The organism is Paraburkholderia eburnea (genome assembly GCF_002917095.1).
Lineage (GTDB): Bacteria > Pseudomonadota > Gammaproteobacteria > Burkholderiales > Burkholderiaceae > Paraburkholderia > Paraburkholderia eburnea.
In genome coordinates, this window is sequence record NZ_PQGA01000027.1 from 29,381 (window position 1) to 55,671 (window position 26,291).

The following is a 26,291-nucleotide window of genomic DNA, read 5'->3' on the forward strand; positions in this document are numbered from 1 at the left end:
TTCCCTTTTTGTTTCCGGTGATGCGCCGCTCCGACGAGCCATGCCTGCACGAGCGCCAAGGCCGCAAATATTAGGGTTTTCGAGCAGGGAAGTGCTCCCTGTTTCTTGTCAGCAGGCGCTAAAGGGCGCTAATATTTCGCGCATGGATGCCATTGACCGCAAGATTCTTGCTGAGATCCAGCAGGATGGACGACTTTCACTCACCGAACTGAGCGAGCGCGTGGGCTTGAGCCTCTCGCCCTGCCAGCGGCGCCTGCGCGCGCTGGAGAGCACGCAGATCATCAGCGGGTATCGCGCGACGATCGAGCCGTCAGCGGTCGGACTGAATTTTTCGGCGATCGTATTCGCGACGCTGCGCGAGGGCAGCAGCGAAAACGTGCAGGATTTCGAGGACGCGCTCATCGACATTCCCGAGATCACGCGCGCCGAGCGCCTCTTCGGCGAGCCAGATTACATGCTGCACGTCGTCACGCGCGATCTGAAGGCGTTCCAGACGCTCTATGACCGCCGCCTGTTGCCGCTGCCTTCCGTGTTGCGCCTCACGTCCACGCTCGTCATGAAGAGCATTTTTCAGGACCGGCCGCTGCCGCTTTAAACAAGATGCACGCCATCAAGTAAAAAGGCGGCTGAAGCTTTCGCTCCAGCCGCCCGGACTCTCTGCGGAACCGACCGCTTATTCCGCCGCTCGCGGCGGCGGTGCGATCTTGCCTCGCCTGGTGTCCCACCAGACGCGCAGCCGGTCCATATACAGGTACACCACCGGCGTCGTATAGAGCGTGAGCACCTGGCTCACGATCAGGCCGCCGACGATGGAAATCCCCAGCGGCGCGCGCAGCTCCGCCCCTTCGCCGCGCCCGAACGCGAGCGGCAGTGCGCCCAGCAGCGCCGCCATCGTCGTCATCATGATCGGCCTGAAGCGCAGCATGCACGCCTGGAAGATCGCATCGCGCGAATTCAGGCCCTGGCGCGACGCCTCGATGGCGAAGTCGACCATCATGATCGCGTTCTTCTTGACGATGCCGATCAGCAGAATCACGCCGATCAACGCGATGATGCTGAACTCCGTCTTGAAGAGCAGCAGGGCGAGCAGGGCACCCACGCCCGCTGACGGCAGCGTCGAGATAATCGTGAGCGGATGGATATAGCTCTCGTACAGAATCCCCAGCACGATATACACGGCCAGCAGCGCCGCGAGGATCAGGATCGGCTGGTTGTCGAGCGACTGCTGGAACGCCTGCGCCGTGCCCTGGAAGCTGCCGTGGATGGTCTGCGGCATGCCGATCTCGGCCATCGTGTCATAGATGGCCTCGGTCGCGTCGGAGAGCGATTTGCCCGGTGGCAGGTTGAACGAGATCGTCGACGCCACGAACTGGCTCTGGTGGTTCACCGACAGCGGCGTCGTGCCTGGGCCGAACGAGGCGATCGCCGAAAGCGGGATCATCGTTTCCTTCGCCGTGGACACCGCCGCGCCCGAGGACGCGCTCGACTTGCCGCTCGCCGCGAGCGAGTTGGTCGCGAGGTTGCGCGCGGAATTCGCGGCCAGCGCCGCGGCGCTCGAGCTGGTGGTGCCGCTCGTGCCGCCGGTCGATGCGCTCGATGTCATGGCCGTGGGGCCGCTGACCGTGCCCGCCGTCGCATTGGTGCTTTGCGCGCCGCTCGCCGTGCCGCCCGAGGTGCTGACCCAGATCTGGTCGAGCATCTCCGGGCTTTGCCAGTATTGCGGCGCGACTTCCATCACGACGTGGTACTGGTTGAGCGGGTTGTAGATGGTCGAGACCTGGCGCTGGCCGAACGCGTCGTACAGCGTGTTGTCGATCTGCGAGGGCGTGATGTTCAGGCGCGCCGCGCTCTGGCGGTCGATCGTCACCATCGATTCCAGCCCGCCTTGCTGCTGGTCCGAATTCACGTCCGCGAGTTCGGGGCGCGCCTGCAGGGCTTCGGTGAGCTTCGGCCCCCACTTGTAGAGATCGGTGGTGTTGTCGGCGAGCAGCGTGAACTGGTACTGCGCGTTCGACTGGCGGCCGCCCACGCGGATGTCCTGTACGGACTGCAGGAAGGTGCGCGCGCCCGCCACGTTCGAGAGCGGCCCGCGCAGTTGCGCGATCACTTCGTCGGCGGAAAGCTTGCGCTCGCTCTTGGGCTTGAGCGAGACGAACATGAAGCCCGCGTTGGTCGCGCGGCCGCCCGTGAAGCCCGCAACCGAATCGACGGCCGGGTTCGCCTGGACGATGCGCTGCATCTCGGCGAATTTCACCTTCATCGCCTGGAACGAGGTGGACTGGTCGGCCTGGATGCCGCCGGTCAAGCGCCCCGTGTCCTGCTGCGGAAAGAAGCCCTTGGGCACGATCACGTAGAGCACGACATTCAGCGCGATGGTGGCGAGCAGCACCATCAGGATCAGCAGCGGATGCCCGAGCGCCCAGCCGAGCGTGCGTTCATAGCCGTGTTGCAGGCGCAGGAAATGGCGTTCGAGCCATTGCGCGAAGCGGCCTTCTTCCTTCTTCTCGTGCGCTTCTTCGAGCAGGCGCGAGCACATCATCGGCGTGAGCGTGAGCGAGACGGCCAGCGACACCGCGATGGCCAGCGAGAGCGTCAGCGCGAATTCGCGAAAGAGCCGCCCGACGATGCCGCCCATCAGCAGGATCGGCAGGAACACGGCCACCAGCGAGACGGAGATCGACAGCACCGTGAAGCCCACTTCGCGCGCGCCGAGCAATGCGGCCCTCATGCGCGGCACGCCGCTTTCGATGTGCCGCGAGATGTTTTCCAGCACCACGATGGCGTCGTCGACGACGAAGCCCGTCGCGATGGTCAGCGCCATCAGCGACAGGTTGTCGAGCGAAAAGCCCATCAGGTACATGGCCGCGAAGGTGCCGATGATCGAGATCGGCACGGCGACGCTCGGGATCAGCGTCGCGCGCCAGTTGCGCAGGAACAGGAACACCACCATCACGACCAGCGCCACGGCGATGATGAGCGTGCGCTCGGTGTCCTTGAGCGAGGCGCGGATCGTCACCGACCGGTCGGAGGTGGGGATCACCTCGACGTTGGCGGGCAGCGAGGCCTTCAGTTGCGGCAGCATCGCGATCACGCGGTCCACGGTCTCGATGATGTTCGCGCCCGGCTGGCGGTAGAGGATCACGAGCACCGAATGCTTGCCGTTGGTCAGGCCCAGATTGCGCAGGTCCTCCACCGAATCGACGACTTCGCCCACGTCCGAGAGCTTCACGCCCGCGTTGTTGCGATAGGCGATCACGAGGTCTTTGTACTGGCTGGCCTTGCTCGCCTGGTCGTTGGTGTAGAGCTGGAAGCGCTGCGGGCCGAATTCGATGTCGCCTTTCGGGCTGTTGGCATTGGCCGACGCAAGCGCGGCGCGCACGTCTTCCAGGCCGATGCCGTAATGGAACAGCGCGTGCGGCTCCAGTTCGATGCGCACCGCAGGGTTGGCCGAGCCGTTCACGTCCACTTCGCCGATGCCGTCGACCTGGGAGAGCGACTGCTGCAAGACGGTGGCCGCCGAGTCGTAGAGCTGACCCGCCGTGAGCGTGGGCGAGGTGAGCGCGAGGATCAGGATCGGCGCGTCGGCGGGATTGACCTTGTGGTAGGTCGGGTTCGAACGCAGGCTCGTGGGCAGGTCGGCGCGCGCGGCGTTGATGGCGGCCTGCACGTCGCGCGCGGCGCCGTCGATGTCGCGGTTCAGGCCGAATTGCAGCGTGATGCGCGTGCTGCCCACCGAGCTTTGCGAGGTCATCTCGGTGACGTCCGCGATCGAGCCGAGGTGCCGCTCCAGTGGGCTCGCCACGCTGGTCGCCACGGTTTCCGGGCTGGCGCCCGGCAGCGTCGCCTGGACCGAGATGGTCGGGAAGTCCACCTGCGGCAGCGGCGCCACCGGCAGCTTCGTGAACGCGAACAGACCGGCGAGCGCGATGCCCAGCGCAAGCAGCGTGGTCGCGACGGGGCGCGAAATGAAGGGGCGCGAGAGATTCATCGCGTCAATGCTCCGCGCTGGACGAAGGTGCCGGCGGCGTGGGCGGCGTGGGCGGGTTTGGCGGGTTTGGATTAGACCCGCCGCCGCCAAAGCGCCTGCGCATGCGCGCCGCGAGCGCGTCGAACGCCAGATAGATCACCGGCGTCGTGAACAGCGTGAGCGCCTGCGACACGATCAGACCACCCGCGATCGCGATACCCAGCGGCCGCCGCAATTCGGAACCCGCACCGGTGCCGAGCATGAGCGGCAGCGCGCCGAGCAGCGCCGCCATCGTCGTCATCATGATCGGGCGAAAACGCAGCAGACACGCCTGATAGATCGCCTCGCGCGGCGGCTTGCCTTCGTTGCGTTCGGCGTCGAGCGCGAAGTCGATCATCATGATCGCGTTCTTCTTGACGATGCCGATCAGCAGCACGATGCCGATGATGCCGATGATGTCGAGGTCGTGCCCGGTCATCATCAGCGCGAGCAGCGCGCCGATCCCGGCCGAGGGCAGCGTCGAAAGTATCGTGATCGGGTGCACGAAGCTCTCGTAGAGCACGCCCAGCACGATGTACATCGTCACGATGGCCGCGAGGATCAGGAACAGCTCGTTCGAGAGCGATGCCTGGAATGCCAGCGCTGCGCCCTGGAAGCGCGTCTGGAACGAGCCTGGCAGGCCGATGTCCTGCTCCGCCTGCTGGATCGCCTTGACCGCGGCGCCCAGCGAGGCGCCCGGCGCCAGGTTGAACGAGACGGTGGTGGCCGGGAACTGCGAGAGGTGCGAGACCAGCAGCGGCGCGGGACGCTCGTGGAACTTCGCGATGGCCGAGAGCGGCACCTGGCCCGTCGTTGACGTCGAGGAGGGCAGGTAGATCGAGTTCAGCGAATCGGTGTAGTGCTGCATCACCGGATCGGCTTCGAGGATCACGCGGTACTGGTTCGACTGCGTGAAGATCGTCGAGATGATGCGCTGGCCGTAGGCGTCGTAGAGTGCGTTGTCGACGGTGGCGGGCGTGATGCCGTAGCGCGCCGCGCTCGCGCGGTCGATCTCGATGAACACCGACGAGCCCTGATCCTGCAGATCGGTTGCGACATCGGCGAGTTCGGGCACCTGCTGCAGGCGGCGCACGAGCTTGGGCACCCAGGTCGTGAAGTCCTGGATGTTGGGCGTCGTCAGCATGAACTGGTACTGCGTCGGGCTGACGGTCGAGTCGATCGTCAGATCCTGCACCGGCTGCATGAAGAGCGTGGCGCCCGGCACATGCGCCGTCGATTGCTGCAGATCGCGGATGATCTCGCTGGCTGTTTCACTGCGGTCGTCGCGCGGCTTCAGGTTGATGAGCATGCGCCCGCTATTGAGCGTGATGTTCGAGCCGTCCACGCCGATGAACGACGTGAGGCTTTCCACGTTGTCGTTCTTGAGGATGTCGCGCGCGAGCGTTTGCTGGCGCTCGGCCATCGACGCATACGACACCGACTGCGGCGCCTGCGTGATCGCCTGGATCACGCCCGTGTCCTGCACCGGGAAGAAGCCCTTGGGCACCACCACGTAGAGAAAGCCCGTGAGCACCAGCGTGATCACGAACACCAGCATGGTGAGGCGCTGGCGCTCCAGCACCCATTCGAGCGCGATGCCATAACGGCCGATGACGTAGTCGAAGAACGCATGCACACGCGTCTCGAAGCGGCGGCTTTCGGTGGGTGGCGTGTGGCGCAGCATCTTCGCGCACATCATCGGCACGAGCGTGAGCGAGACGACGGCCGAAATCACGATGGTCACGGCGAGCGTGATCGCGAATTCGTGGAACAGGCGGCCGACCACGTCGCCCATGAACAGCAGCGGAATCAGCACGGCGATCAGCGAGACCGTCAGCGAGATGATGGTGAAGCCGATCTGCTTCGAGCCCTTGAGCGCCGCTTCGAGCGGCGTCTCGCCATCCTCCACGTAGCGCGCGATGTTCTCGATCATGACGATGGCGTCGTCCACCACGAAGCCGGTCGCGATGGTCAGCGCCATCAGCGACAGGTTGTCGAGCGAGAAGCCGCACAGATACATCACCGCGAGCGTGCCGATCAGCGAGAGCGGCACGGACAGGCTCGGAATGATGGTCGCGTAGATGTTGGCGAGGAACAGATACATCACCAGCACGACCAGCACGACCGACATCAGCAGCTCGAACTGCACGTCGCGCACCGAGGCGCGGATCGTGGTGGTGCGGTCGGTGACGATCTGCACGTCGAGCGACTGCGGCAGCGACTCCTGCAACTGCGGCAGCAGCGCCTTGATGTTGTCGACCACCTGGATCACGTTCGCGCCGGGCTGGCGCTGCACGTTCAGGATGATCGCGGGCGTGTCGTCCACCCACGCGCCGAGCTTGGTGTTTTCGGCGCCCTGGATGATGTTGGCGACATCGGTGAGCATCACGGGACGGCCGTTGCGATAGGCGATCACGGCGTCCTTGTAGGCGTCGGCGTCGGTGAGCTGGTCGTTCGCGTTGATCGTGTAGGCGCGCGTCGGGCCGTCGAAGTTGCCCTTCGGCGTGTTGACGTTGAGGTTCGAGATGCTGGTGCGCAGGTCGTCCAGATTCAGGCCGTAGGCCGCGAGCGCGCGCGGGTTCGCCTGGATACGCACGGCCGGGCGCTGGCCGCCCGACAGGCTCACGAGACCGACGCCCGCCACCTGCGAGATCTTTTGCGCCAGGCGCGTGTCGGCGAGATCCTGGATCTGCGTGAGCGGCAGCGTCTTCGAGGTGATCGCGAGCGTAAGGATCGGCGCGTCGGCCGGGTTGACCTTGGCGTAGATCGGCGGCGCGGGCAGGTCCGAGGGCAGCAGGTTGCCGGCCGCGTTGATGGCGGCCTGGACTTCCTGTTCGGCGATGTCGAGCGGCAGGTCGAGGCTGAACTGCAGCGTGATGACCGATGCGCCCGCCGAGCTTTGCGACGACATCTGGTTGAGCGACGGCATCTGCCCGAACTGGCGTTCGAGCGGCGCGGTCACGGACGACGTCATCACGTCGGGGCTTGCGCCCGGATAGAAGGTCTGGACCTGGATGGTCGGGTAATCGACTTCGGGCAGCGCGGACAGCGGCAGGAAGCGCAGGGCGACGAGGCCGACCAGCATGATCGCCGCCATGAGCAGCGCCGTGCCGACCGGCCGCAGGATAAAAGCGCGGGACGGATTCATGCGGCTTACTGGCCCGAAGTCTCAGAGGCGTGGCGGCGATGGTGGTGCGCACCCGATGCGCCCGATGCCGCGCCGGCCCACGAAGCGCCGGATGCGCCTCTCGCGCCCGAAGCGTGCCTCGGATGTTCGGCCGGAATGGTGATCTTCGCGCCTTCGCGCAGACGGTCCGAACCGTCGATCACGACGCGCTCGCCCACCGCGAGACCCGAGGCGATGCTGGTGCGCTCGGCGTCGACCGGGCCGACCTTCACGACGCGCACCGTCACGGTGTTGTCGGGCTTCACGACGTACACATACTGACCCTGCGAGCCGTTGAGCACGGCCGAGGTCGGCACGATCACGGCATTGTGGATCGTATCGACCAGCAAGCGCGCATTGACGAACTGGTTCGGGAACAGCGACTGGTCGTTGTTGGCGAAGCTCGCGCGCAGCTTGACGGTGCCCGTCGTGGTGTCGATCTGGTTGTCGATGGTCTGCACGAAGCCGTTTTCGAGCAGCGTGGTGTTGCTGCGGTCGTAAGCGGCGACGGACATCTTCGTGCCCGCGTGCAGTTGCTTCATGATCGACGGCAGATTGTCTTCCGAGGTCGTGAAGATCACGCTGATCGGCTGCAACTGCGTGAGCACGACGAGGCCGTTGGTGTCGCCGGGCGTCACATAGTTGCCCGGATCGACCTGGCGCAGGCCGACGCGGCCCGACACCGGCGCCGTCACGCGCGCGTAGGTGAGATCGAGCTTGTAGGTGTCGATGTTGGCCTGATCGGACTTGACCGTGCCTTCGTACTGCTTGACGAGCGAGGCTTGCGTATCGACCTGCTGGCTCGCGATCGAGTCCTGCGCGAGCAGCGTCTGATAGCGCTTGAGGTCGAGGCGGGCGGTGGCGAGCAGCGCCTGGTCGCGCGCGAGTTGGCCTTCGGCGTTGGCAAGCGAGATCTGATAGGGGCGCGGATCGATCTGGGCGAGCACGTCGCCCTTGTTGACCATCTGGCCTTCCTGGAAATTGACGCTTTGCAGCGTGCCCGACAGTTGTGTGCGCACCGTGATGTCGGCCAGCGGCGTGACCGTGCCGAGCGCGGTGATGACGATGGGCATGTCGCCCGCCGTGGCCGTGGCCACGCTCACCGGCTGCGGCATGTTGGCGAATGCACTGGCGCCGCTGCGCCCCATGTGGCGGCCGCCGCCGCTCGCGGCGTTGGGGGCGCCCGCGCCGTTCGCGTTGCGGTTCCATGGCTGCCAGCGCAGCAGCACGATGGCGGCAACGATCAACACGACTGCAATCGCAATCAGCTTGCCGCGGCTCTTGCGCGGCGCCGCAGCGCCCGTGGCGGGCGAGGGCGGCGTGTCTCGACGAGGGGAATCCGGGCGCTTTTCTTGTTGATCCATCGGTCAGGTCGGTTGCGAGTAACGGTGACAGTGACGTGCGTAAGGACGTGCTTGTCGGTTGAGCGGTTTGGCGCGCGCGGGCACGAAGCAACGGCCGCGGATGCGGGCACGGTTGCCGATGCTACGCGAGATGCGCGCAAGCTTGATGTCAGGTGGCGGCTGGCGGCCCTGATGCGGCTGGCTGGCCTGATAAGGCGGGCTGGCTGATGGCGATGGACGGCAAGGCCTCGCCTGACGGACGCGCTGGCGAGGGACGCGCGGGTCCGATGCCGTTATCGCCTTGCCGCTTGTGTCGAATGGCCCGCGATGTTGCCCGCGATGTTGCCGGATGGCGCCACGCAAGCGCAGCGCCCGCGGCAGCGTACCGTACTAATGACTGACCGACGCCTTACCAGTAGCTCACGCCACCTGAAAAGCATGATGCTACGTTGCGTCGTTTGTTACCGTCCAGTGCTGTTTCTTTCGAGGCGTTACGGAGGTTACAGGTCGTATCCGTGTTGTGTAAGAAACGGGGCGTTCTGGTGTAGGCAGCCAGGCTCAGCGCGAATGCGGCGCGGGCCGCACGCACGCAGGCAGGCGAGGCGTGCCGCCGATTTCCTCCGCAATGCGCTCGACGCATTCGCGCAGCAGCGGAACCGCGTGCCCCACGAGCCAGTCGCGCGGGCACTGCTGGGCGGCGCCTCCGCAATTGATGCCATAAAGCTCGCCGTTCGGGCCGGCAAAGGCGCCCGCGATGGCGTTCAGGCCTTCGTGCCATTCGCCGATCGCGATGCCGTAACCCTGCGCGGCCGTCTCGGCCAGCGCGGCGTCGAGGCGGCTGCCGACAAAGCCCCAGTCGTTGCCGGCGGCTGCCTGCAGAGCCGCGGTCAGCTCGGCGCGCGAGGCCGTGTCGAGCGCCACCATATAGGCGCGGCCCATGGCCGTGCGGCTCATGTCGATACGCGAGCCGACTTCCAGGCGCGATACGAGCACGGCGGATCGCGGCCGGATCGCGTCGATCACCACCATGTCCAGCCGGTCGCGCACGGCGAGGTGCACCGAGAGGGCGGTGCGCTCGGCGAGGCGGGTCAGAAAGGGGCGGGCGCGCTCGCGCAGGTCGGCGTTGCGCAGGAATCCGCTCGACAGTTCCAGCACCGACGAGGTCAGCACGAAGCGCTCGCTGTCGGGCAGGCGGGCCAGAAAACCGGTCGAGACGAGCGTGCCGGTCAGGCGCGAGAGTGTTGCTTTGGGAATGCCGGTAAGTTCTGTCAATTCTCGATTGCCGAGCGGCGTTTCAGCGGCGGCGATGGCGCGCAGGACCGTAAGACCGCGTGCCAGTGCAGTGACTTCGTCGGCGCCGCTGTCTTTGGGGTCCCGCGCCGCGTCGTGGCGGGAGGGGGAGTGGGAGGTCATCGGCAAAGCTCTCAGGTGTGATTGTTGGTTTGGCGTATTGTTTTGGGTGTTTTCTGGAACGCCATTTCAATTTTTATTGCATGGAATGCTAATTCGACGCGTGCAAGGGAGCGGTCTTAAATCCGGCGCGCGGACCCATCCATCCGACGAAAGCCAGGCGGCGCGGGGAAAGGCGGGGCGCATCGATATCTGGAAAACATAATCCGCTATGTTTGATAGTTCGCGTAATCTGGCGAGATTTTGCTTGACTTAGTCAGCATATGGGTAAAAAATGGAATCCTATTTCGACAGGATCTGAAATCCTGACAACCATCAACAGGTTTGCACCAAGGTTGCGCGTTGTTACGATTTCGGCGGTCATGGCGCAGTCGTATGGCAAGGGTTTGAATCCAGATGTCGGTTTGAAGCATCGGCCTGAACCCCGAACCTCGCGATTCTTGCGAGGTTTTTAAGTGTCGCGGGTTATGCATAACGCATAAATAACGCTTCCCCTCCACGATTGGCGGCCGGCCCCATCCAGCGGTCGATTACCGGCTCTCAGGTTCTAGCACGGCCCTCGGAATGGCTAGAACTTTTCAAAGCGTCACGTTCACACGTGGCGCTTTTTTTTCGCTGTGCGCTGACGCACACCGCCTGCATTTCCGCAGGCGATCCTGCTTGTCGTGCTCACTGCGTGAACCGTTCGGCGAGCTTTGCCGTACCATCGCCGCAGACCCGTTCGATGGAGCGGCATATGTTATCCGAAGACGAACTGGCCCTGCTTGAAGCGATACGCGAAAGTGGCAGTCTGTCGCGTGCCGCCGCGCGCCTGAACAAGGCGCCTTCGACGGTGTCCCATGCCGCGCGGCAACTCGAAACCCGCTTCGACGCGCTGCTGTTCGACCGGCGCAACTACCGCCTGCAACTGACGCCCGCCGGCCAGTTGCTCGCCGATGAAGCGGGGCGGCTGATGCAGGACGTCGCGCGCATGACGCAGCGCGTGCGCCAGGTCGCGAACGGCTGGGAAGACCGCCTCTGGATCGTCACGGACGAGATCCTCGAATTCGAATTGCTGATGCCGGTCGTGCGCGACTTCGACGCGCTCGGATCGGGCGTCCGGCTGCGCTTCACGCACGAGGTGCTGGCGGGCACCTGGGAGGCGCTGCGCGACGGCCGCGCCGACCTGATCGTGGGCGCGACCAACGAACCGCCCGCGATCGCCGGTCTGCACTGGTTCGAGCTGGGCGTGATGGAGTGGGTGTTCGCGGTGGCGTCGCGCCACCCGCTTGCCGGCGCAACTGGACCGCTCACGCGCGAGCGCATCCTGGCCGAGCGCGGCGTGGCCGTCGCCGATTCGTCGCGGCATACGCCCGGGCGTGCTTACGGGCTCCTCGGCGGGCAGGACGTGCTGGCGGTGCCGTCGATGCGCGCCAAGATCCTCGCGCAGCGCGATGGCCTGGGCGTCGGCTGGGTGCCGCGCGAGCGCGCCGCGAAACTGCTGGCGAACGGCGAACTCATCGAGAAAGACACGGCCAGCCCGCGCGAGCCGAACGTGCTCTACGTGGCGTGGCGCGCCGAACGGCCGGGCCGCGCGCTGCAATGGTGGATCGACCGATTGCGCGAGCCGCGTCTTGCCAGCCGTCTTGTAAAAGGAATCGAAGTCAGCGCCTGAGGCTGCTTTGACTCGACATGTTCGAAGATTTCGAACGTGTTCACCGCGCGGGTCGTACGGCAACGCCCGCCGCACCCGGCACCATGACGTTACGGTCCAGCACGGACCCCTCTTCCCAAACCGGAGAAACGTCATGAATCGCTTTGCCAACAAAACTGTCCTCGTCACCGGCGGCACCAGCGGCATCGGTTTTGCCACCGCTCAGGCTTATGCCGCCGAAGGCGCGCGCGTGATCGTCACGGGCCGCGACGAAGCCGCGCTCGACGCCGCTCGCAAGATCCTGGGCGCAGGCGCGCTGGCGTATCGCAACGACGCCGCCTCGCCCGCCGCCTCGCGTGAGCTGGCCGCCGCGCTCAAAGAAGAAGGCGTGCGGCTCGACGCCGTGTTCATCAACGCCGGCGTCGCGAAGTTCGCGCCGTTCGATCAGGTCGACGAAGCGCTCTGGGACCAGAGCTTCGACACCAACGTGAAGGGCGCGTACTTCCAGATCCAGGCGCTGCTGCCGCTGCTGAACGTGGGCGCGTCGATCGTCCTCAACGGCTCGATCAACGCGCGTATCGGCATGCCGTCGTCGTCGGTCTATGCGGCGAGCAAGGCGGCGCTGGTCTCGTTCGCGAAGACGCTGTCGGCGGAACTGCTGCCGCGCGGCGTGCGCGTGAATGTCGTCAGCCCCGGCCCCGTGACCACGCCGCTGCACGGCAAGATCGGCATGGACGAGGCCACGAAGGAGGCGCTCGCGGGCCAGATCCCGCTGGGCCGCTTCGGCACGGCTGCCGAACTCGCCTCGACGGTGCTGCATTTGAGCGCGGCGGAGTCGGCGTTCATCGTCGGCACGGAGATCATCGTCGATGGCGGGATGAGCCAGCTTTGATCGCCGGGCGCTGACAATGAAAAAGGCGCGGGCGGTGAAAAACCGCTCGCGCCTTGTGCATGACGGCAACGCCAATTCCGACGCTCAGGACACCGATTCGCGCTCCGGCGTCGCCGTGATCTTGTGGATCGAGAGATCGGCGCCGTTGTACTCGTCTTCCTGATCGATGCGCAGGCCCACGGTGGCGCGCAGCGCGCCGTAGACCACGAAGCCGCCGGCCGAGGCCATCACGATGCCGGCCAGCGTGCCGACGATCTGCGCGCCCAGCGACACGCCGCCGATTCCGCCCAGCCAGCGCGCGCCGAAAATGCCCGCCGCGATGCCGCCCCAGGCGCCGCACAGACCATGCAGCGGCCACACGCCGAGCACGTCGTCGATGCGCCAGCGGTTCTGCACGCAGGTGAACATATAGACGAACAGCACGCCCGCGACGGCACCCGTCGCCAGCGCGCCGAGCGGATGCATGATGTCCGAGCCCGCGCACACGGCCACCAGCCCCGCGAGCGGCCCGTTGTAGGTGAAGCCCGGGTCGTTGCGGCCCGCGAGCCACGCCGAGAGCGTGCCGCCCACCATCGCCATCAGCGAATTGACGGCGACGAGGCCGCTGATCTTGTCGATCGTCTGCGCGCTCATCACGTTGAAGCCGAACCAGCCCACCGCGAGCACCCACGCGCCGAGCGCGAGAAACGGAATGCTCGAAGGCGGATGCGCGGAGATGCGGCCATCGCGCGAATAGCGGCCGTGGCGCGCGCCGAGCAGCAGGACGGCCGGCAGCGCGACCCAGCCGCCGAACGCATGCACGACGACCGAGCCGGCGAAGTCGTGGAACGGCACGCCGAATACGTGGGTGATCGCGTCTTCGAAGCCGAGGCGATTGTTCCAGACCATGCCTTCGAAGAACGGGTAGATAAAGCCCGTGATCACGAAGGTGGCGAACAGCTGCGGATTGAACTTCGAGCGCTCCGCGATGCCGCCCGAGACGATCGCCGGAATGGCCGCCGCGAAAGTCAGCAGGAAGAAGAAGCGCACCAGTTGATAGCCGTTGTGCTCGGCGAGCAGCGTCGCCGGCGAGAAGAACTGCACGCCATAGGCGATCGTGTAGCCGATGAAGAAATAGGCGATGGTCGAGACCGAGAAGTCCACGAGGATCTTCACGAGCGCGTTGACCTGATTCTTCTTGCGCACGGTGCCGAGTTCGAGAAACGCGAAGCCCGCATGCATCGCCAGCACCATGGCGGCGCCCAGCAGCAGAAACAGCGTATCGGTGCCGGTTTTGAGATTGTCCATCCTTGCGTCCTGCGTATGCCCTAAAGGAGCGCGTTATGAGCAAGAAGCGGGCCAGCGATGCGCCAGCATGGTGAGCGCGGCCTCTGGACGAGGCATTCTGACAGTGCGTGCGTGCACCGGCGCGGCCCCTGTGGAGCGTCGTCGTGCGCCGGCATCGCGCATGGGTTCCATGCTGGTGCGCGCCGCTTGCGGTCCGCCTCGGCACAATTGCAGTGCTTGCGCGCAAAGCTGGTGAAGCGACGCGCCAGATTGGGGCGATTTATTCGTTTTGCCTTTCTTTTTCGATGAATTGTCGGCAGTTAGAAATAATCGGGAGGGCGAAACGGACGGCGCGTTTCAGCCGGCCTGCACCGGCCGAAAACGCGCTGCAAATCGCCGGGGATCGACGTTACGCCGGCTCCCTCCATACAGGCCGCACACGGGGCACAAACGCCGACATAATGGCGAATCGACACTTCCGCCGTCCGGACGCTCCGAACCGCCACTCAATGCGCCTCACCACCAAAGGGCTCTTGCTGATCGCGATCCCCGCCGTTTTCGAGTTGACCTTGCTGTCGGCCATCGTCAAGGCCGAGGCCGACGCGGAAGCCGCCGAGCGCATGGGGCAGCACAGTCAGGAAGTGCTGGCGCAGGCGGGCCGCGTGCTGGAACCGGTGCTGGTCGAATCGGTCAGGCTGCGCGGGGCGGTGGCCGCAAGCGACAGGCGTTTTTCGACGCCGGTGGGGACCTGGATGGACGTGGACCGCCGCATCGACCGGCTCGTCGATCTCGTCTCCGACAACCCCTCGCAGGTCGCGCGCGCCGTGCAGATCCGCCAGGCGGTGCAAAGCTACCGGCAGTGGTCGGATCGCGTCCAGGATCTGCTGCATTCGGGGCGCCGCGCCGATCTCGTCGAGCGCTTTCGCACCTTCACCGACTTCGACGTGCTCGATCGCGTACGCACCCAGGTCAGTGCGTTCCAGACCGAGGAGCGGCGCCTGGACGTGATGCGCGTCGCGTCCGCCGAACAGGCGCGCGCGCAGCAGCAGACGCTCGTGATGACCGCCGTGATCGGCTCGATCGTACTGGTGGCGCTGGCGGTCTGGCTGTTCACGCGCGGCGTGCGCGGGCGGCTCGACGCGCTTTCGGACAACGCCGGCCGGCTTGCCGGCAACGAGCCGCTTGCGCCGCTCACGAGTGGTAACGACGAAATCGCCCAGCTCGATCTCACGCTGCATCAGATCAGCTTGCGCCTCGTGGAGGCGGAACGTCTGCGACTGGGTTTTCAGGCCGATCTGGCCCGCCGCGCAGAGCAACTGGTCTCGATCAACGAGCATCTGCGCCAGCAGACCCAGGAAAACGAAATGTTCATCCATAGCGTGTCGCATGACCTGCGCGCGCCGCTCGTGAACCTGCAGGGCTTCTCGCGCGAACTCACGCACGCCTGCGACGATCTGCGCGAACAGGTGGCGCGCTCGTCGCTTTCGCGCGAGGCACGCGAGCGTGTCGAGCGCGTCATCAACGAGGATATCGCCGAGGCGTTGCGCTATCTGCAGACAGCGGTGCTGCGCGCCTCGCACATCATCGACGCGCTGCTGCGGCTCGCGCGCGTGGGGCGGGTGGAGTACCGGCGTCAGCGCGTGAACGTGCAGGAACTGGTGCAGCGCGTGGTCGATGCGATGCATGCCTCCGTGCGCGCCCGCCAGGCGCAGGTCAGCGTGCGTATGCTGCCGCCGGTGTGGGGCGACCCGACCGCGCTCGAACAGATCTTCGCCAATCTGATTGGCAACGCGCTCAATTATCTCGATCCGTCTCGCGAGGGGCGCGTTGAAATCGGCACGGCCAATGCGCCGCCGGGCGTGGAGTCGTTGCAGATTTTCTATGTGCGCGACAACGGGCTGGGGATTCCCGAGGTGGCGTTGCCACGCCTCTTTCAGGCGTTTCAGCGCATGCACGGCAATGTCGCGCCAGGCGAGGGCATCGGTCTTGCGCTGGTGCGGCGGATGGTCGAGCGGCACGGCGGCCGCGTCTGGGTGGAATCCGTAGAGGGCGAGGGCACGACGTTTTATCTCTCGCTGCCCGATGCCCTGGCGGTGGTGCCGCCGGCACCTGGCGAAGCCGCTGCGCTGATGGCCGCGCACGAGCGCGAATTGCGAGGCGGCGATGCCAGCGAGCGCGCGGAGCTTACGGTGCTGGGCGCGGCGGCGCCTCCGGCGGCGCCCTGAATGAAGCCAACAATAAAGCCGAGAGTGATGTCAACTGCGGGCGCGTTGCCCGCGTTTTCGCGCTAACCGACTCAGCAGGCAAAGAGCCGGCGTTGCTTGATCAGTTGATGTCCGCGCACGGACCACAGGCAGCCCATCGCCGCGAGCGCGAACACAATGGCCAGCTCACCGCGCGGACTCAGCCAGGTCGCGACCGGCATGTCGCCTGGCGCGGCGAAGGTGCGCTGCAGCATGAGCAGCGCGGCCCACAGCGCCACGGCCGCCTGGATCAGCAGACGCCTGCCGCGCACGTGACGCGCACGTTCGGCCGACGTGCTGCGGCGGCTCGAATGTCGGCAGAAGAAGGCGATGGCCATCAAGGCAATCGCAAGAAGAACAACCCAGTCCGTGAGCGCCATCGCTACACACTCCAGCAATTTGACAATACGTAAAGAAGCCATTGTCGGGAGTGCAGATCGATACCGGCATCAGATGCGTCTTAATTTCTCGCCCGCTCACGTTAAAGATTGTCATGGGCGCGCGCTTGCGATGTCAAAAGCGCGCGCTCGTTGCAGGCTTTACGGTTCGATGCGCGTGCCGAGCAGTACGAGGAACTGACGCAGCCATTCGGGATGGGCGGGCCAGGCCGGAGCGGTGACGAAGGGCGCGTCGGTCACGGCGCTGTCAATGGCGATGTCGGCATATTCGCCGCCCGCGAGACGCACTTCGGGCGCGCAGGCCGGATAGGCCGAAATGCGCTTGCCGCGAATCACCTCGGCGGCGGCGAGCAGCTGGGCCGCGTGGCAGATGGCCGCGATCGGCTTGTTCGCGCCCGCGAAATATTGAACGATCTCGATGACTTTCGGATTCAGGCGCAGATACTCGGGCGCGCGGCCGCCGGCGATGGCGAGCGCGTCGTAGCTCTTGGCGTCGATCTCGTCGAAGCTCGCGTTCAGGGCGAACTGGTGGCCCGGTTTTTCGGTATAGGTCTGGTCGCCTTCGAAGTCGTGGATCGCGGTCTTGATGCGCTCGCCGGCCTTCTTGCCGGGACATACCGCATCCACCTTATGGCCGACGGCCTGGAGTGCCTGAAACGGCACCATCGTTTCGTAGTCTTCGGCGAAGTCGCCCGTGAGGAAGAGAATCTTCTTGACTGCCATCGCTTGACTCCTGGTTGAGATGGTGGAACGGTTATTGTCCTTTCGGAGTCTACTCCAGCATGATTGACGATTTCACGAACCCGCCCGCCGAATTCGACCCGCCCGCCGAGGGACAGGCCAATACGCGCGACGCGCTCGCCTGGCGCACCTACGAACCAGGCCGCGATGCCCAGCCGTTGGCCGCGCTGTTTCGCTCGTCCATCCTGACGCTTGCTGCATCGCACTACGATGCGGCCCAGTGTGCGGCGTGGGCTGCGGGCGCGGACGACCTCGCCGGGTTCGATGCGCGCCTCGCGCGCGGGGTGACGCTCGTGGCGCTGAGCGCGGATGAGTACGCCGCGTTTGGGCAGCTCTTTCCGTGCGATCACGTGGAAATGCTTTATGTCGCGCCCGCATGGACGCGGCGCGGGCTGGCGTCGGCGCTCATTGCCCGGCTTGAGGCGCTCGCGCGCGACGCGCAGGCCATCACGCTCGACACCGACGCCAGCGCGCTTGCGCGGCCTGTGTTCGAGCGCGCGGGATTTTGTCTGGTGGCGCAGGAATCGGTGCGGCGCGGCAGCGTATCATTGCCGCGTTTTCATCTTTGCAAGCCGCTGAATGCGGTGTCTTTTTCAGGATGACCATGTCTTTGAAGTTATCGAATCGTTGGGCAGGCGTGCCGGTGCTGGTGTGTGCGGCGCTCGCCGTAGCAGGCTGCGACAAGCAGAACGCGTCGGCGCCCGATCTCGGCAAGCAATCGGCCGATGCCGTGCAGCAGGCGGCCCAGAGCGCGGCGAGCCAGGCCGCTGCGCAGGCGGCGCAGACACTCGACAAGGCGGCCAGCTTTGTGAACCAGCAGATCGGCGCAGCGCAGCAGAAACTCGACGAAACCGCTTCGCAAGCCCAGGCGCAGATCCAGTCGAAAAGCGATAGCGCGAGCGCCACGATCGCCAGCGGCGCTGACAGCGCGAATGCCTCCAGCGACGAATTGGCTTCGCAGGCGCGCGGCCAGTGGCGCGATGCGGCGAGCGCCGCCCATGCGTTGCTCGGCAATGCCGCGGCGGCGACGGGCACCGGCCTGTCGCTGGCGGGGCGTTCCTTGCAGCGCTGGGCCGCAAGCGGTTCCGCGGCGGCCAGTGCGCCTTCGGGGGCGAGCGAGTAAGCGAGCCGCGTGGTTGGCGCGCGATCGGCCCCGTCCACTTGACGAACAAAATTAATGTATCTATGATGGTTACACTTTATTCCGCCGCGCAGTTCGCGGCCGATGCGTCGTGAATACGAGCAGCCGTTTCGCCTTTGCCGTCCATGTGCTCGCGCTGCTGGCGCTGCAGGAAGGCGCGCCGCTGTCTTCGGAGATGATCGCGGGCAGCGTGAACACGAATCCCGCGCTGATCCGGCGGCTTCTGACGATGCTCGCCAACGCGGGCCTCACGTCGTCGCAACTGGGCGCGGGCGGCGGGGCGCTGCTGGCGCGCGAGCCGCAGGCGATCACGCTGCTGGACGTCTACCGTGCGGTGGACGATGCACAGCTTTTCGCGATGCATCGCGAGGAGCCGAATCCAGCCTGTATGGTGGGGCGGCACATCCAGGTCTCGTTGCGCGGCATCATCGACGATGCGCAGCGCGCGATGGAAGCGTCGCTTGCCGCTCGCACGCTCGATCAGGTCGTCGACGAGATGGGGCGCCGCGAGCGCAAGCTCGAACGCGGCAAAAATGCACGCGGCGTGACAGCCGCACGCTGAAACCAACGGGGCGACGCCCCGTTTTTTGGACCCTTAAATGTAACTGTTGTGGTTACGTAAATTCTTCGACCAGGAGTCAGGAAATGAGCAAGTCGCTGAAAATCGCCCTGTTTGGTGCAACCGGTATGGTCGGTTCGCGGATTGCCGCCGAAGCGGCGCGTCGCGGCCATCAGGTGAGCGCATTCGTGCGCCAGCCCGAGCGCGTCGCGGCGGGCCCGAACGTACAGGCCGCGAAGGCCGATCTGCTCGATGCCGCCCAGGTGGCGTTGGCGGCGCGCGGTCATGATGTGGTCGCGAGCGCCTATGCACCGCCGACGAGCCAGCTCGACGATCTGCAGACCGCGACGCGCGCGCTGATCGACGGCACGCGCGCTGCGGGCGTCACGCGCCTCGTGGTGGTGGGCGGAGCGGGGTCGCTCGAAGTGGCGCCGGGCAAGCAGCTCGTCGATACCGAAGGTTTTCCCGATGCGTACAAGCCGATCGCACTCGCGCACCGCATCGCGCTGGATCAATACCGTCCGCTCACGGATCTCGACTGGACCTTCTTCGCCCCCGCCGCGCTGATCGCCCCGGGCGAGCGCACCGGCACGTTCCGCACCGGCGCGAACGCGCTGATCGCCGATGCGAAAGGCGAGAGCCGCATTTCCGCCGAGGACTACGCCGTCGCCTTCGTCGACGAACTGGAGCAGGGCCGCTTCATCCGTCAGATCGCCACGGTCGCGTACTGATCGGAATAACAGCGCGGCGGCACGAAAACGCGAATGCCTGAGCGGCCTTAAGCGCGTCTCAAGCACGCTTCAAGCGCGCTTGCATTCGCTTGCAATTTCTTCAGACCTGCGCGTGACGTGCCCTGTGCGTCTGCGGCTACACTGGAACGTCCTGATTTCGCCCCTACGTCCATGAAGCCATGTCTCGGACGGGACGAAGCGGGCGCGCAGGCGTCCGCTGTGCGTTCCGGGCCACTCGCGCGCGCGTTGAACCACGCGTTTAACCACACGGCAAGTCGCGCCCGGCGCCTGTTCCATCGCCTGGTTGTGCTGGGCATGTGGCTCGCGCTGGGCTGCGGCGCGTGCGTCTGCGCCGCGGCGCCGGCGGCGGGGCCAGGCGCCGCTGCCGTGCCGGTCCTGCCCGCGCTGCAAAGCCTCATCACCGGCGCACCCGCGAGCGCGTCGGGCGCCTCGGCGGCGGACGCGGCCTCCGCGCCGTCGCCCGCCAGTCAGGCCGAATTCAACCGCTCGCTCGACAGCGTGATCTCCACGCTCGATAACGAGCGTCAGCGCAACGCGCTCGTCTCCCAGCTCAAGAAGTTACGCAACGTCTCGGAGAACGTCGCGCCTGCCCCGGCTTCGGGGGTGGCGGCGGTCACGTCGGGTCTGCTGGGCGCGATTGCCTCGGGCCTGGCTTCGGTCGAAAGCGACGCGCGCCACGGCAGCAGCCCGCTGCATTACTGGGGCGGGCGCTTTAGCGCCGCCGGCGTGGAGATCTACGCGCTCGCCTCGGGCGGCGAGGGCGAAAGCCCCGGGCACATCGTCTTCGACATGGTCACGATGCTGGCGGGCTGGGGCGCCTGCGCGGCCATCCTGCGCTGGCTGGAGCGGCGCATGCTCCGGCGCTTTGACGTGAATACGGGGCTGCGCCCCAATCCCACCACGATCGAGCTGCTCATGTTCGCGCTGCACCGGGTCGCGCCATGGATCGTCGCGTTTGTCGGCGCACTCGTGGTCGAGCGCGCGTTGCCGCAGGCGCTCGGGCGCACGCTCGGCGTCGTGATAGCCTATGCGATCGTCGCGGGGGCGGTGTTCTCGGCGATCTGTCTCATCATGTTTTCGCTGTTCGGCTCGGGGCATCGGCGCGTTGCCGTGCGCGTCCTGATCCGCGACGCGCGGCGCCTGCTATGGGCGATCGGCGTGTGCGCGGCGCTGGGCGACGCGGCCACGAACTATGAGGTCGCGCATCAGCTCGGCGTGAATCTGTCGGCGCTGGTGTCGACCGTTGCGAACATGACGGCCGCCGTGCTCACGGCGGCGTTTGCGATCGGCTTCCGGCGTCCGGTCGCGCATCTGATCCGCAACCGCAGCTATCAGTTGCGCCAGGATCACAAGGCGCTCACCGAAGTCTTCGACGTGCTCGCGTCGCTGTGGCAATTGCCGATGCTGCTGCTCGCGGCGGCATCGATCACGGCGACGCTCGGCGGCCTGAGCAGCAACGAGAACGTGCTGCAGATTTCGGTCGTCACGGCGCTTCTGCTGGTGCTCGCGTTTTTTCTGTCGGCGGTGGTGCTGCGCATCACGCGGCCCGACCCCACGCGCGTGCGCCGGCGCTCGCCGTATCTGCGGCGGATGTTGCGCTTTGCCGGGACGCTGCTCGTGCTGTTCATCTGGCTCGCGTATTTCGAATCGTGCGCGCGGCTCTGGGACATATCGCTCGCGCGCATCATCGAGGCCAGCGTCGCCGCGCGCGGCATTGCCCATGCGATCTTCGCGATCGTGGCGACGGTGTTCCTCGCGTGGCTCGTATGGATTGTGATCGACACGGCGATTCTCGAAGCGCTCAATCCGAGCGGCCCGCGCACCAAGGGCCGCGCGCCCAGCACGCGCGCGCGCACCATGCTGCCGCTCGTGCGCAACGCGCTGCTCGTGTCGATACTGACGATCGCGGGCATCGTCACGGCGGCCAATCTCGGCATCAACGTGACGCCGCTGCTGGCGGGCGCGGGCGTGATCGGCCTGGCGATCGGCTTTGGCGCGCAGTCGCTCGTGACCGACCTCATTACCGGCCTCTTCATCATCATCGAGGAAACCATTTCGGTGGGCGACTGGATCGATCTCGACAACGGCCACGCGGGCACCGTCGAGCATCTGTCGATCCGCACGGTGCGGCTGCGCGACGGCCAGGGCGCGATCCATTCGATTCCGTTCTCGCAGATCAAGATCGTGAAGAATCTCTCGCGCGATTTTGCGTTCGCGGTGTTCGAAGTGCGCGTGCCGTTCGCTGTCGATCTGGATACGGTCACGCGCATGATCCGCGAAACGGGCGCGGAACTGGTCGCCGATTTCCGCTACCGGCGCGAGATTCTGGGTCCCGTGGAAGTCTGGGGCCTCGATCGCTTCGATCCGAACTGGATGGTCGTGAAAGGGCAGATCAAGACCCGCCCGCTGCAGCAGTGGAGCGTGGCGCGTGCCTTCAATGCGCGTTTGAAGCGGCATATGGACGAGGCGGGCATCGAGATGCCGGTGCCGCAGATGCAGGTGCATATGTCGTCGCGCAGCGGCGACGAGGCGCAGCGCGAAATGTCCGGCGATGGGCCTGACGAAGAGGCGAGCGCGGCGCAGGCGCATCCGGAAGACGCCGTAGTACGTGACGCCTCACACGAACCGCGTCCGGCGCCGCCGCCGACCGGCGGCCCGGAAGGCGCGCCGCCGCAGATTCCCACGGCCGGACACAACTGAGTTCGCCGGGCGACGATCCGGACTGCGAAGCAGTCTGGAGTCAGGCGGCGTGCAGCGTCACGAGCGGCACGATGTCGTTGACGTCAGTAGCGATTTTCTCGGCGCAGACGCCGTACACATGCAGCGAAACGCACGGGCCGGCCGCATCGCCCACGGCACGCGAGAGCCGATGGATGCCCGCGCGCCCGCGTGCGCCGAAGGCGAGCGCACCGGCCGCGCGCGCCTGCGAGCGCAGCACCGTGGCGCCGTCGCGCGCCGTGTCCCATCGATAGAGCGTCTCGGTCAACGTGCCTTCGAGTACCGCGTAGCCGCACCAGGTATGGTGCGCGTGGATCGGGCTGGCCTGTCCCGGCAGCCAGACCAGCGCGGCGACCGCATAGCGCCCCTGCCCACAGGCCGCGATCGGATGCCGACGATAGCGCGTGGCGCAGCCTTCGCGCTGCGCGGGTGTGACCAGTGCGGGATCGGCCAGAGCGAGCGCGAGCGCCGCGCGAATATCGCGCGCAAAGGCCGCGCACTGCGATGGGTCGTCCGGCGTGCTACAGGCGTCGAAAGCCGCGTCGAGCGCGGCGCATAGCCGTGCCACGGCGGCATCGTGATCCGAGGCGGCGGCCAGCAGCCGGGCGGGATGGGTAGGGGCCGTTCATGGCTTTTCTCGTTGCGTTCGTCTACACAGAGAGTTATAGCGGCTCGCCTCCAGAAAGAGTTTCCATTCTTTTTTATGATTGCGGCGTAAGATAGAAGAAATTTCTACGTTACGGGGTAGTGGGGAATGGATATCATCGACAGAAAGCTCATCGAGCTGTTGCAGCAGGATGCAACCATGCCCGTCGCGGAACTGGCGCAGCGCGTCAATCTCTCGCAGACGCCGTGCTGGAAACGCGTGCAGCGGCTCAAGGAAACCGGCGTGATTCGCGCGCAGGTGGCGCTGTGCGATCCGAAGAAGCTGGGCGTGGGCACGACGGTGTTCGTCAACGTGCGTACCAATCAGCACACCGAGGCATGGGCGCAGACCTTCACGCGCGCGGTGCAGGACATCCCCGAGATCGTCGAGTGCTATCGGATGAGCGGCGAGACCGACTATCTGCTGCGCGTGGTGGTTTCGGACATCGACGACTTCGACCGCGTCTACAAGCAACTGATCCGCTCGGTGCCGCTGTTCGACGTGAGTTCGAGTTTCGCGATGGAGCAGATCAAGTATTCGACGGCGATGCCGGTGCGCGGCGGCTGACGCTACGGAGACGCTGCGTAGCCCCTGCGTCGTGATGCCCGCTATTACCCGAACCGCAAGCCGTCTGCAAGGCGTCGCGGCGTAGAATGCCCGTTCTTTCTCCACTGCCGGGCAGGCCACGATCCATGAACGATACGCGCAAGAAGAACCCCACCGTTGGCGTTGGCGTGATGATCGTGGTGGTGGTGCTCATCGTCATCGGCACCGTGCTGTTCAATGCGCTGCGCAGCAAGCGCGAGTACGACGCAACGGTTGGCGCGCAGGGTTCGAGCGCCGCCGCAAGCGCGCCGCAGGCGAGCGGCGCGGCGCAATAAGGCGGGCGCGGTGCGCCCCGCGTTCATTCCTCCGGCAGCCGGATCAGGCTCGCGTCCTTGCGAATCAGCCACGATGCCGCAAGCATCTGCTTGCACTGGTGCGCGAGCATCTTCAGATCTTGCGCAAGCTCGCTCGTGGTGCCGAGTGCACGCTCCGTCTCCACCACCAGGGTGTCGAGTTCGCGCGTCATGCGTCGCGTGATCTCGATCTGATCCTCGGGCACGGGCGTGCCCGCTTCGGCGGCGACGAGGTTCTCGCGCACGCAGTTCAACGCCTGCTCCAGCGCGTCGAGCTTCACGGCGGGCGTGAGTTGATCGGCATTGGCGGCACTGCGCAACAGCGGCGCCACTGCCGTGATCTGCGAGGCCAGCACATGGCTGCGCACCAGCAGATCGTTGAGTTCGGGCACGAACTTCTGCGCTGATTTCGGTTCGAGCATCATGCGCTGGAACGCCTGGCCGAGGTTCGCGAAGGCGACGTGCACGTTCTTGCGCGCCAGGCGGTAGCGGAAGTCGCGCGCGAGCGTAGGCACGGCGGATCCGGCTGTCGTGGTTTGCGCGCCGGCTTGTGTCCCCTGCTGTGCACCAGGCTGCGCATTGGCCTGCGCCGAGACCTTCGCGCCGACGGCGGCAACCGGTCCGGGCGGCGCAGTCGTTCCGGCCGCCCCTTCGAGCACGAGCGCTTTCTGTTCCTGCGCTGCCTGCGTCGCCTGCGCCGGCACGCGCGCCGACGCCTCCGTCAGCATCGGCCCGGCGAAGGCCGGCTGCGCGTTGCCCGCGCGGCCGCTCCACCACCAGCTTGCCTCCAGATAGCTGCGCGTCGCGGCGATCATGTCGTGCACGAGCTTGCCCATCAGCCGGTACTCCCAGTACGGGAACAGATGGCTCGCGCCGATCGCGATCATGCAGCCCACCACGGTGTCGATCGCGCGCTCGCCAATGATACGCATGCTGCCTGGCGCGAGCAGATGGAACATCAGCAGCACATATGCCGAGGTGAACACGACGCTCGCCGTGTAGTTGAAGAGCAGCAGGCTGTAGCTCATCACCATCGCCGCGAACATCGACACCAGCAGCACGAGCGGCTGCTTCACGAGCAGGATCAGCGCGATGCTGGCCACGCAGCCGATCAGCGTGCCGACGATACGCTGCGCGTTGCGCTGGCGTGTGAGCGAATAGCCGGGCTTCAGGATGATGATGGTCGTCATCACGATCCAGTAGGCGTTGGTGAGCGGCAAAAGGCGTCCGAGCCAGAAGCCCGCAGCCACGGCGATCGTCACGCGCAGCGCGTGGCGAAAGCTCGGCGAGGCCATCGTGAGATTGGAGAAAATCTGCAGCCAGGAGACGCGCCGGTTGGTCACGAAGCGCGCGAGGGCTTCGTCGATGCGCAGCTCGGTTTCGGTGGTCGGCACTTCGCTCGCGAGGCTGCGGCGCATGCGGTCGATCAGGCGCGTCGCGCTCCAGATGCGCCGGAACGAGGCCGAGATCGCGGCGTAGGCCTCGGGGTCTTTGGCCGGCAGGTCGCGCCGCTTGAGCATTTCGAGTTCGAACTCGATCGCGCGCAGTTCCGCCTTCACGTTGACGTTCGCGCGCGGCGCCTCGTTCTGCAGCACGGCGAGGCCGATGTCTTCGAGATCCGCCGCCGCCTTGCGGATCAGATCGCGATAGAACACCAGCAGATCGGAGCCGCCGAAGGTATTGCGCACGAGCGGGTAGTCGGTGTGCGCGCCCACGAACAGCTCGTGCAGATCGACCGTGTTGATGAACAGGTTGAAGTGCATCGCGCGGCGCGCATCGACGCGTCCGCTCCTGAGCTTGGGCAGATTGCGCAGCACGATGTCGCGCGCGGCGTCCTGGCGTTCGACCGCCGCAATCTGCCTGGCGACGAGGTTGCGGTAACACTCGTCCAGATCGTTGTCGAGATCGAAAAACTGCGCGCGCGCGAGCAGATAATCGGCGCAGGCGAACACGCTTTCCGCGAGCGCCTGCTGTTCGATGCGATCGAGCATCAGACGGCTCACGAGCGTGGACCAGCCCGTGTACCAGAGCCCGCCCAGCAGAATCCACGCGGCGTTGACGAGCGCCTGGTGCGGCGTGAAATGCTCTTCGAGCGTCATCACCATCATGAACAGCGTGGCGAAGCTGATCTGCGGCCAGCGGTTGCCGTAGACGACGATCAGCGAGAGCACGAAGGTGAGCGGCACGACCGTGGCCCAGAGCGCGATCGGACTGAAGGTGGCCAGGCCCGTGGCGTAGGCGGAGAGAAAGCCGATCACGCTGCACGCCAGCATCTCGTTGCGCTTGTACTTGAGCGGGCCGGGCATGTCGACCACGCAGGCGCCGAGCGCGCCCGTCGAGATGGTGAAGCCCAGATCGCTCTTGTCCAGGACAAACAGGCACAGGATGGCCGGAAGCGAGATGCCGACCGCGATGCGCAGACCGCCGTAGAAGTACTGGCTATAAAGGAATTTCCTGATTTCTACGGAGTAGCGCATC

The 26,291-nt window shown here is 65.9% G+C and carries 20 protein-coding genes; 11 read left to right on the forward strand and 9 right to left on the reverse strand.

Features of this window, described 5'->3' with window-relative positions:
* Positions 1-142 precede the first annotated feature (142 nt).
* Complete coding sequence (locus B0G62_RS28290; RefSeq protein WP_103707481.1) at positions 143-595, forward strand: Lrp/AsnC family transcriptional regulator; 453 nt, start codon at positions 143-145, stop codon at positions 593-595.
* A 78-nt stretch (positions 596-673) separates the two neighbouring features.
* Here B0G62_RS28290 and B0G62_RS28295 read toward each other — a convergent pair whose 3' ends face one another.
* From B0G62_RS28295 to B0G62_RS28310, 4 genes are all read right to left on the reverse strand, one after another.
* Positions 674-3,988, reverse strand: coding sequence for an efflux RND transporter permease subunit (locus B0G62_RS28295; RefSeq protein ID WP_103707482.1), 3,315 nt, complete (start codon positions 3,986-3,988; stop codon positions 674-676).
* A 4-nt stretch (positions 3,989-3,992) separates the two neighbouring features.
* Entirely contained in the window at positions 3,993-7,154 is a 3,162-nt protein-coding gene (locus tag B0G62_RS28300) for an MdtB/MuxB family multidrug efflux RND transporter permease subunit (protein ID WP_244193408.1), read from the reverse strand.
* Positions 7,155-7,159: 5 nt separating this feature from the next.
* A complete protein-coding gene (locus B0G62_RS28305) occupies positions 7,160-8,536 on the reverse strand; it encodes an MdtA/MuxA family multidrug efflux RND transporter periplasmic adaptor subunit (protein WP_103707483.1) in 1,377 nt (458 codons plus the stop codon).
* A gap of 537 nt (positions 8,537-9,073) precedes the next feature.
* Positions 9,074-9,928, reverse strand: coding sequence for an IclR family transcriptional regulator (locus B0G62_RS28310; RefSeq protein ID WP_103707484.1), 855 nt, complete (start codon positions 9,926-9,928; stop codon positions 9,074-9,076).
* Between the two features lie 733 nt (positions 9,929-10,661).
* On the opposite strand from B0G62_RS28310, the gene B0G62_RS28315 reads away from it, so the two are divergent.
* Together B0G62_RS28315 and B0G62_RS28320 are read left to right on the forward strand one after the other, a co-directional pair.
* Entirely contained in the window at positions 10,662-11,579 is a 918-nt protein-coding gene (locus tag B0G62_RS28315) for a LysR family transcriptional regulator (protein ID WP_103707485.1), read from the forward strand.
* 133 nt (positions 11,580-11,712) lie between these two features.
* Positions 11,713-12,450, forward strand: coding sequence for an SDR family oxidoreductase (locus B0G62_RS28320; RefSeq protein WP_103707486.1), 738 nt, complete (start codon positions 11,713-11,715; stop codon positions 12,448-12,450).
* Positions 12,451-12,534: 84 nt separating this feature from the next.
* Here B0G62_RS28320 and B0G62_RS28325 read toward each other — a convergent pair whose 3' ends face one another.
* The gene (locus tag B0G62_RS28325; RefSeq protein ID WP_103707487.1) at positions 12,535-13,737 is read right to left on the reverse strand and encodes an ammonium transporter; all 1,203 of its coding nucleotides are present in this window, start codon (positions 13,735-13,737) and stop codon (positions 12,535-12,537) included.
* Positions 13,738-14,225: 488 nt separating this feature from the next.
* On the opposite strand from B0G62_RS28325, the gene B0G62_RS28330 reads away from it, so the two are divergent.
* Positions 14,226-15,941, forward strand: a complete 1,716-nt coding sequence (locus B0G62_RS28330; protein ID WP_103707488.1) for a sensor histidine kinase — start codon at positions 14,226-14,228, stop codon at positions 15,939-15,941.
* Between the two features lie 71 nt (positions 15,942-16,012).
* Here the strand turns inward: B0G62_RS28330 and B0G62_RS28335 are convergent, their stop codons facing one another.
* Both B0G62_RS28335 and B0G62_RS28340 read right to left on the reverse strand, forming a co-directional pair.
* Positions 16,013-16,339, reverse strand: coding sequence for a hypothetical protein (locus tag B0G62_RS28335; protein WP_103707489.1), 327 nt, complete (start codon positions 16,337-16,339; stop codon positions 16,013-16,015).
* A 159-nt stretch (positions 16,340-16,498) separates the two neighbouring features.
* Complete coding sequence (locus tag B0G62_RS28340) at positions 16,499-17,080, reverse strand: DJ-1/PfpI family protein (RefSeq protein ID WP_103707490.1); 582 nt, start codon at positions 17,078-17,080, stop codon at positions 16,499-16,501.
* Between the two features lie 59 nt (positions 17,081-17,139).
* Between B0G62_RS28340 and B0G62_RS28345 the strand changes: the two genes are divergently transcribed.
* The 5 genes from B0G62_RS28345 to B0G62_RS28365 all read left to right on the forward strand — a co-directional run bounded on the left by B0G62_RS28345 (position 17,140) and on the right by B0G62_RS28365 (position 22,250).
* The gene (locus B0G62_RS28345) at positions 17,140-17,700 is read left to right on the forward strand and encodes a GNAT family N-acetyltransferase (protein ID WP_103707491.1); all 561 of its coding nucleotides are present in this window, start codon (positions 17,140-17,142) and stop codon (positions 17,698-17,700) included.
* A 2-nt stretch (positions 17,701-17,702) separates the two neighbouring features.
* Complete coding sequence (locus B0G62_RS28350; RefSeq protein ID WP_103707492.1) at positions 17,703-18,221, forward strand: BCAL1086 family glycoprotein; 519 nt, start codon at positions 17,703-17,705, stop codon at positions 18,219-18,221.
* A 109-nt stretch (positions 18,222-18,330) separates the two neighbouring features.
* Positions 18,331-18,801 carry an Rrf2 family transcriptional regulator gene (locus B0G62_RS28355; protein WP_103707493.1) on the forward strand — a complete coding sequence of 157 codons (471 nt, stop codon included), beginning with the start codon at positions 18,331-18,333 and terminating at the stop codon, positions 18,799-18,801.
* A gap of 83 nt (positions 18,802-18,884) precedes the next feature.
* Positions 18,885-19,529 carry an NAD(P)-dependent oxidoreductase gene (locus B0G62_RS28360; RefSeq protein ID WP_103707494.1) on the forward strand — a complete coding sequence of 215 codons (645 nt, stop codon included), beginning with the start codon at positions 18,885-18,887 and terminating at the stop codon, positions 19,527-19,529.
* Positions 19,530-19,700: 171 nt separating this feature from the next.
* Complete coding sequence (locus tag B0G62_RS28365) at positions 19,701-22,250, forward strand: mechanosensitive ion channel family protein (RefSeq protein WP_103707495.1); 2,550 nt, start codon at positions 19,701-19,703, stop codon at positions 22,248-22,250.
* Between the two features lie 40 nt (positions 22,251-22,290).
* On the opposite strand, the gene B0G62_RS28370 is transcribed toward B0G62_RS28365, so the two are convergent.
* The gene (locus tag B0G62_RS28370) at positions 22,291-22,836 is read right to left on the reverse strand and encodes a cysteine dioxygenase family protein (RefSeq protein ID WP_244193409.1); all 546 of its coding nucleotides are present in this window, start codon (positions 22,834-22,836) and stop codon (positions 22,291-22,293) included.
* A gap of 186 nt (positions 22,837-23,022) precedes the next feature.
* Here B0G62_RS28370 and B0G62_RS28375 point away from each other — a divergent pair, with 186 nt between their 5' ends.
* Both B0G62_RS28375 and B0G62_RS28380 read left to right on the forward strand, forming a co-directional pair.
* Positions 23,023-23,481 (forward strand): Lrp/AsnC family transcriptional regulator, encoded by a 459-nt coding sequence (locus B0G62_RS28375; protein WP_103707497.1) that lies wholly within the window; start codon positions 23,023-23,025, stop codon positions 23,479-23,481.
* A 125-nt stretch (positions 23,482-23,606) separates the two neighbouring features.
* Positions 23,607-23,795 carry a hypothetical protein gene (locus B0G62_RS28380; protein WP_103707498.1) on the forward strand — a complete coding sequence of 63 codons (189 nt, stop codon included), beginning with the start codon at positions 23,607-23,609 and terminating at the stop codon, positions 23,793-23,795.
* A 23-nt stretch (positions 23,796-23,818) separates the two neighbouring features.
* Here B0G62_RS28380 and B0G62_RS28385 read toward each other — a convergent pair whose 3' ends face one another.
* Complete coding sequence (locus B0G62_RS28385; protein ID WP_103707499.1) at positions 23,819-26,290, reverse strand: FUSC family protein; 2,472 nt, start codon at positions 26,288-26,290, stop codon at positions 23,819-23,821.
* Position 26,291 lies beyond the last annotated feature (1 nt).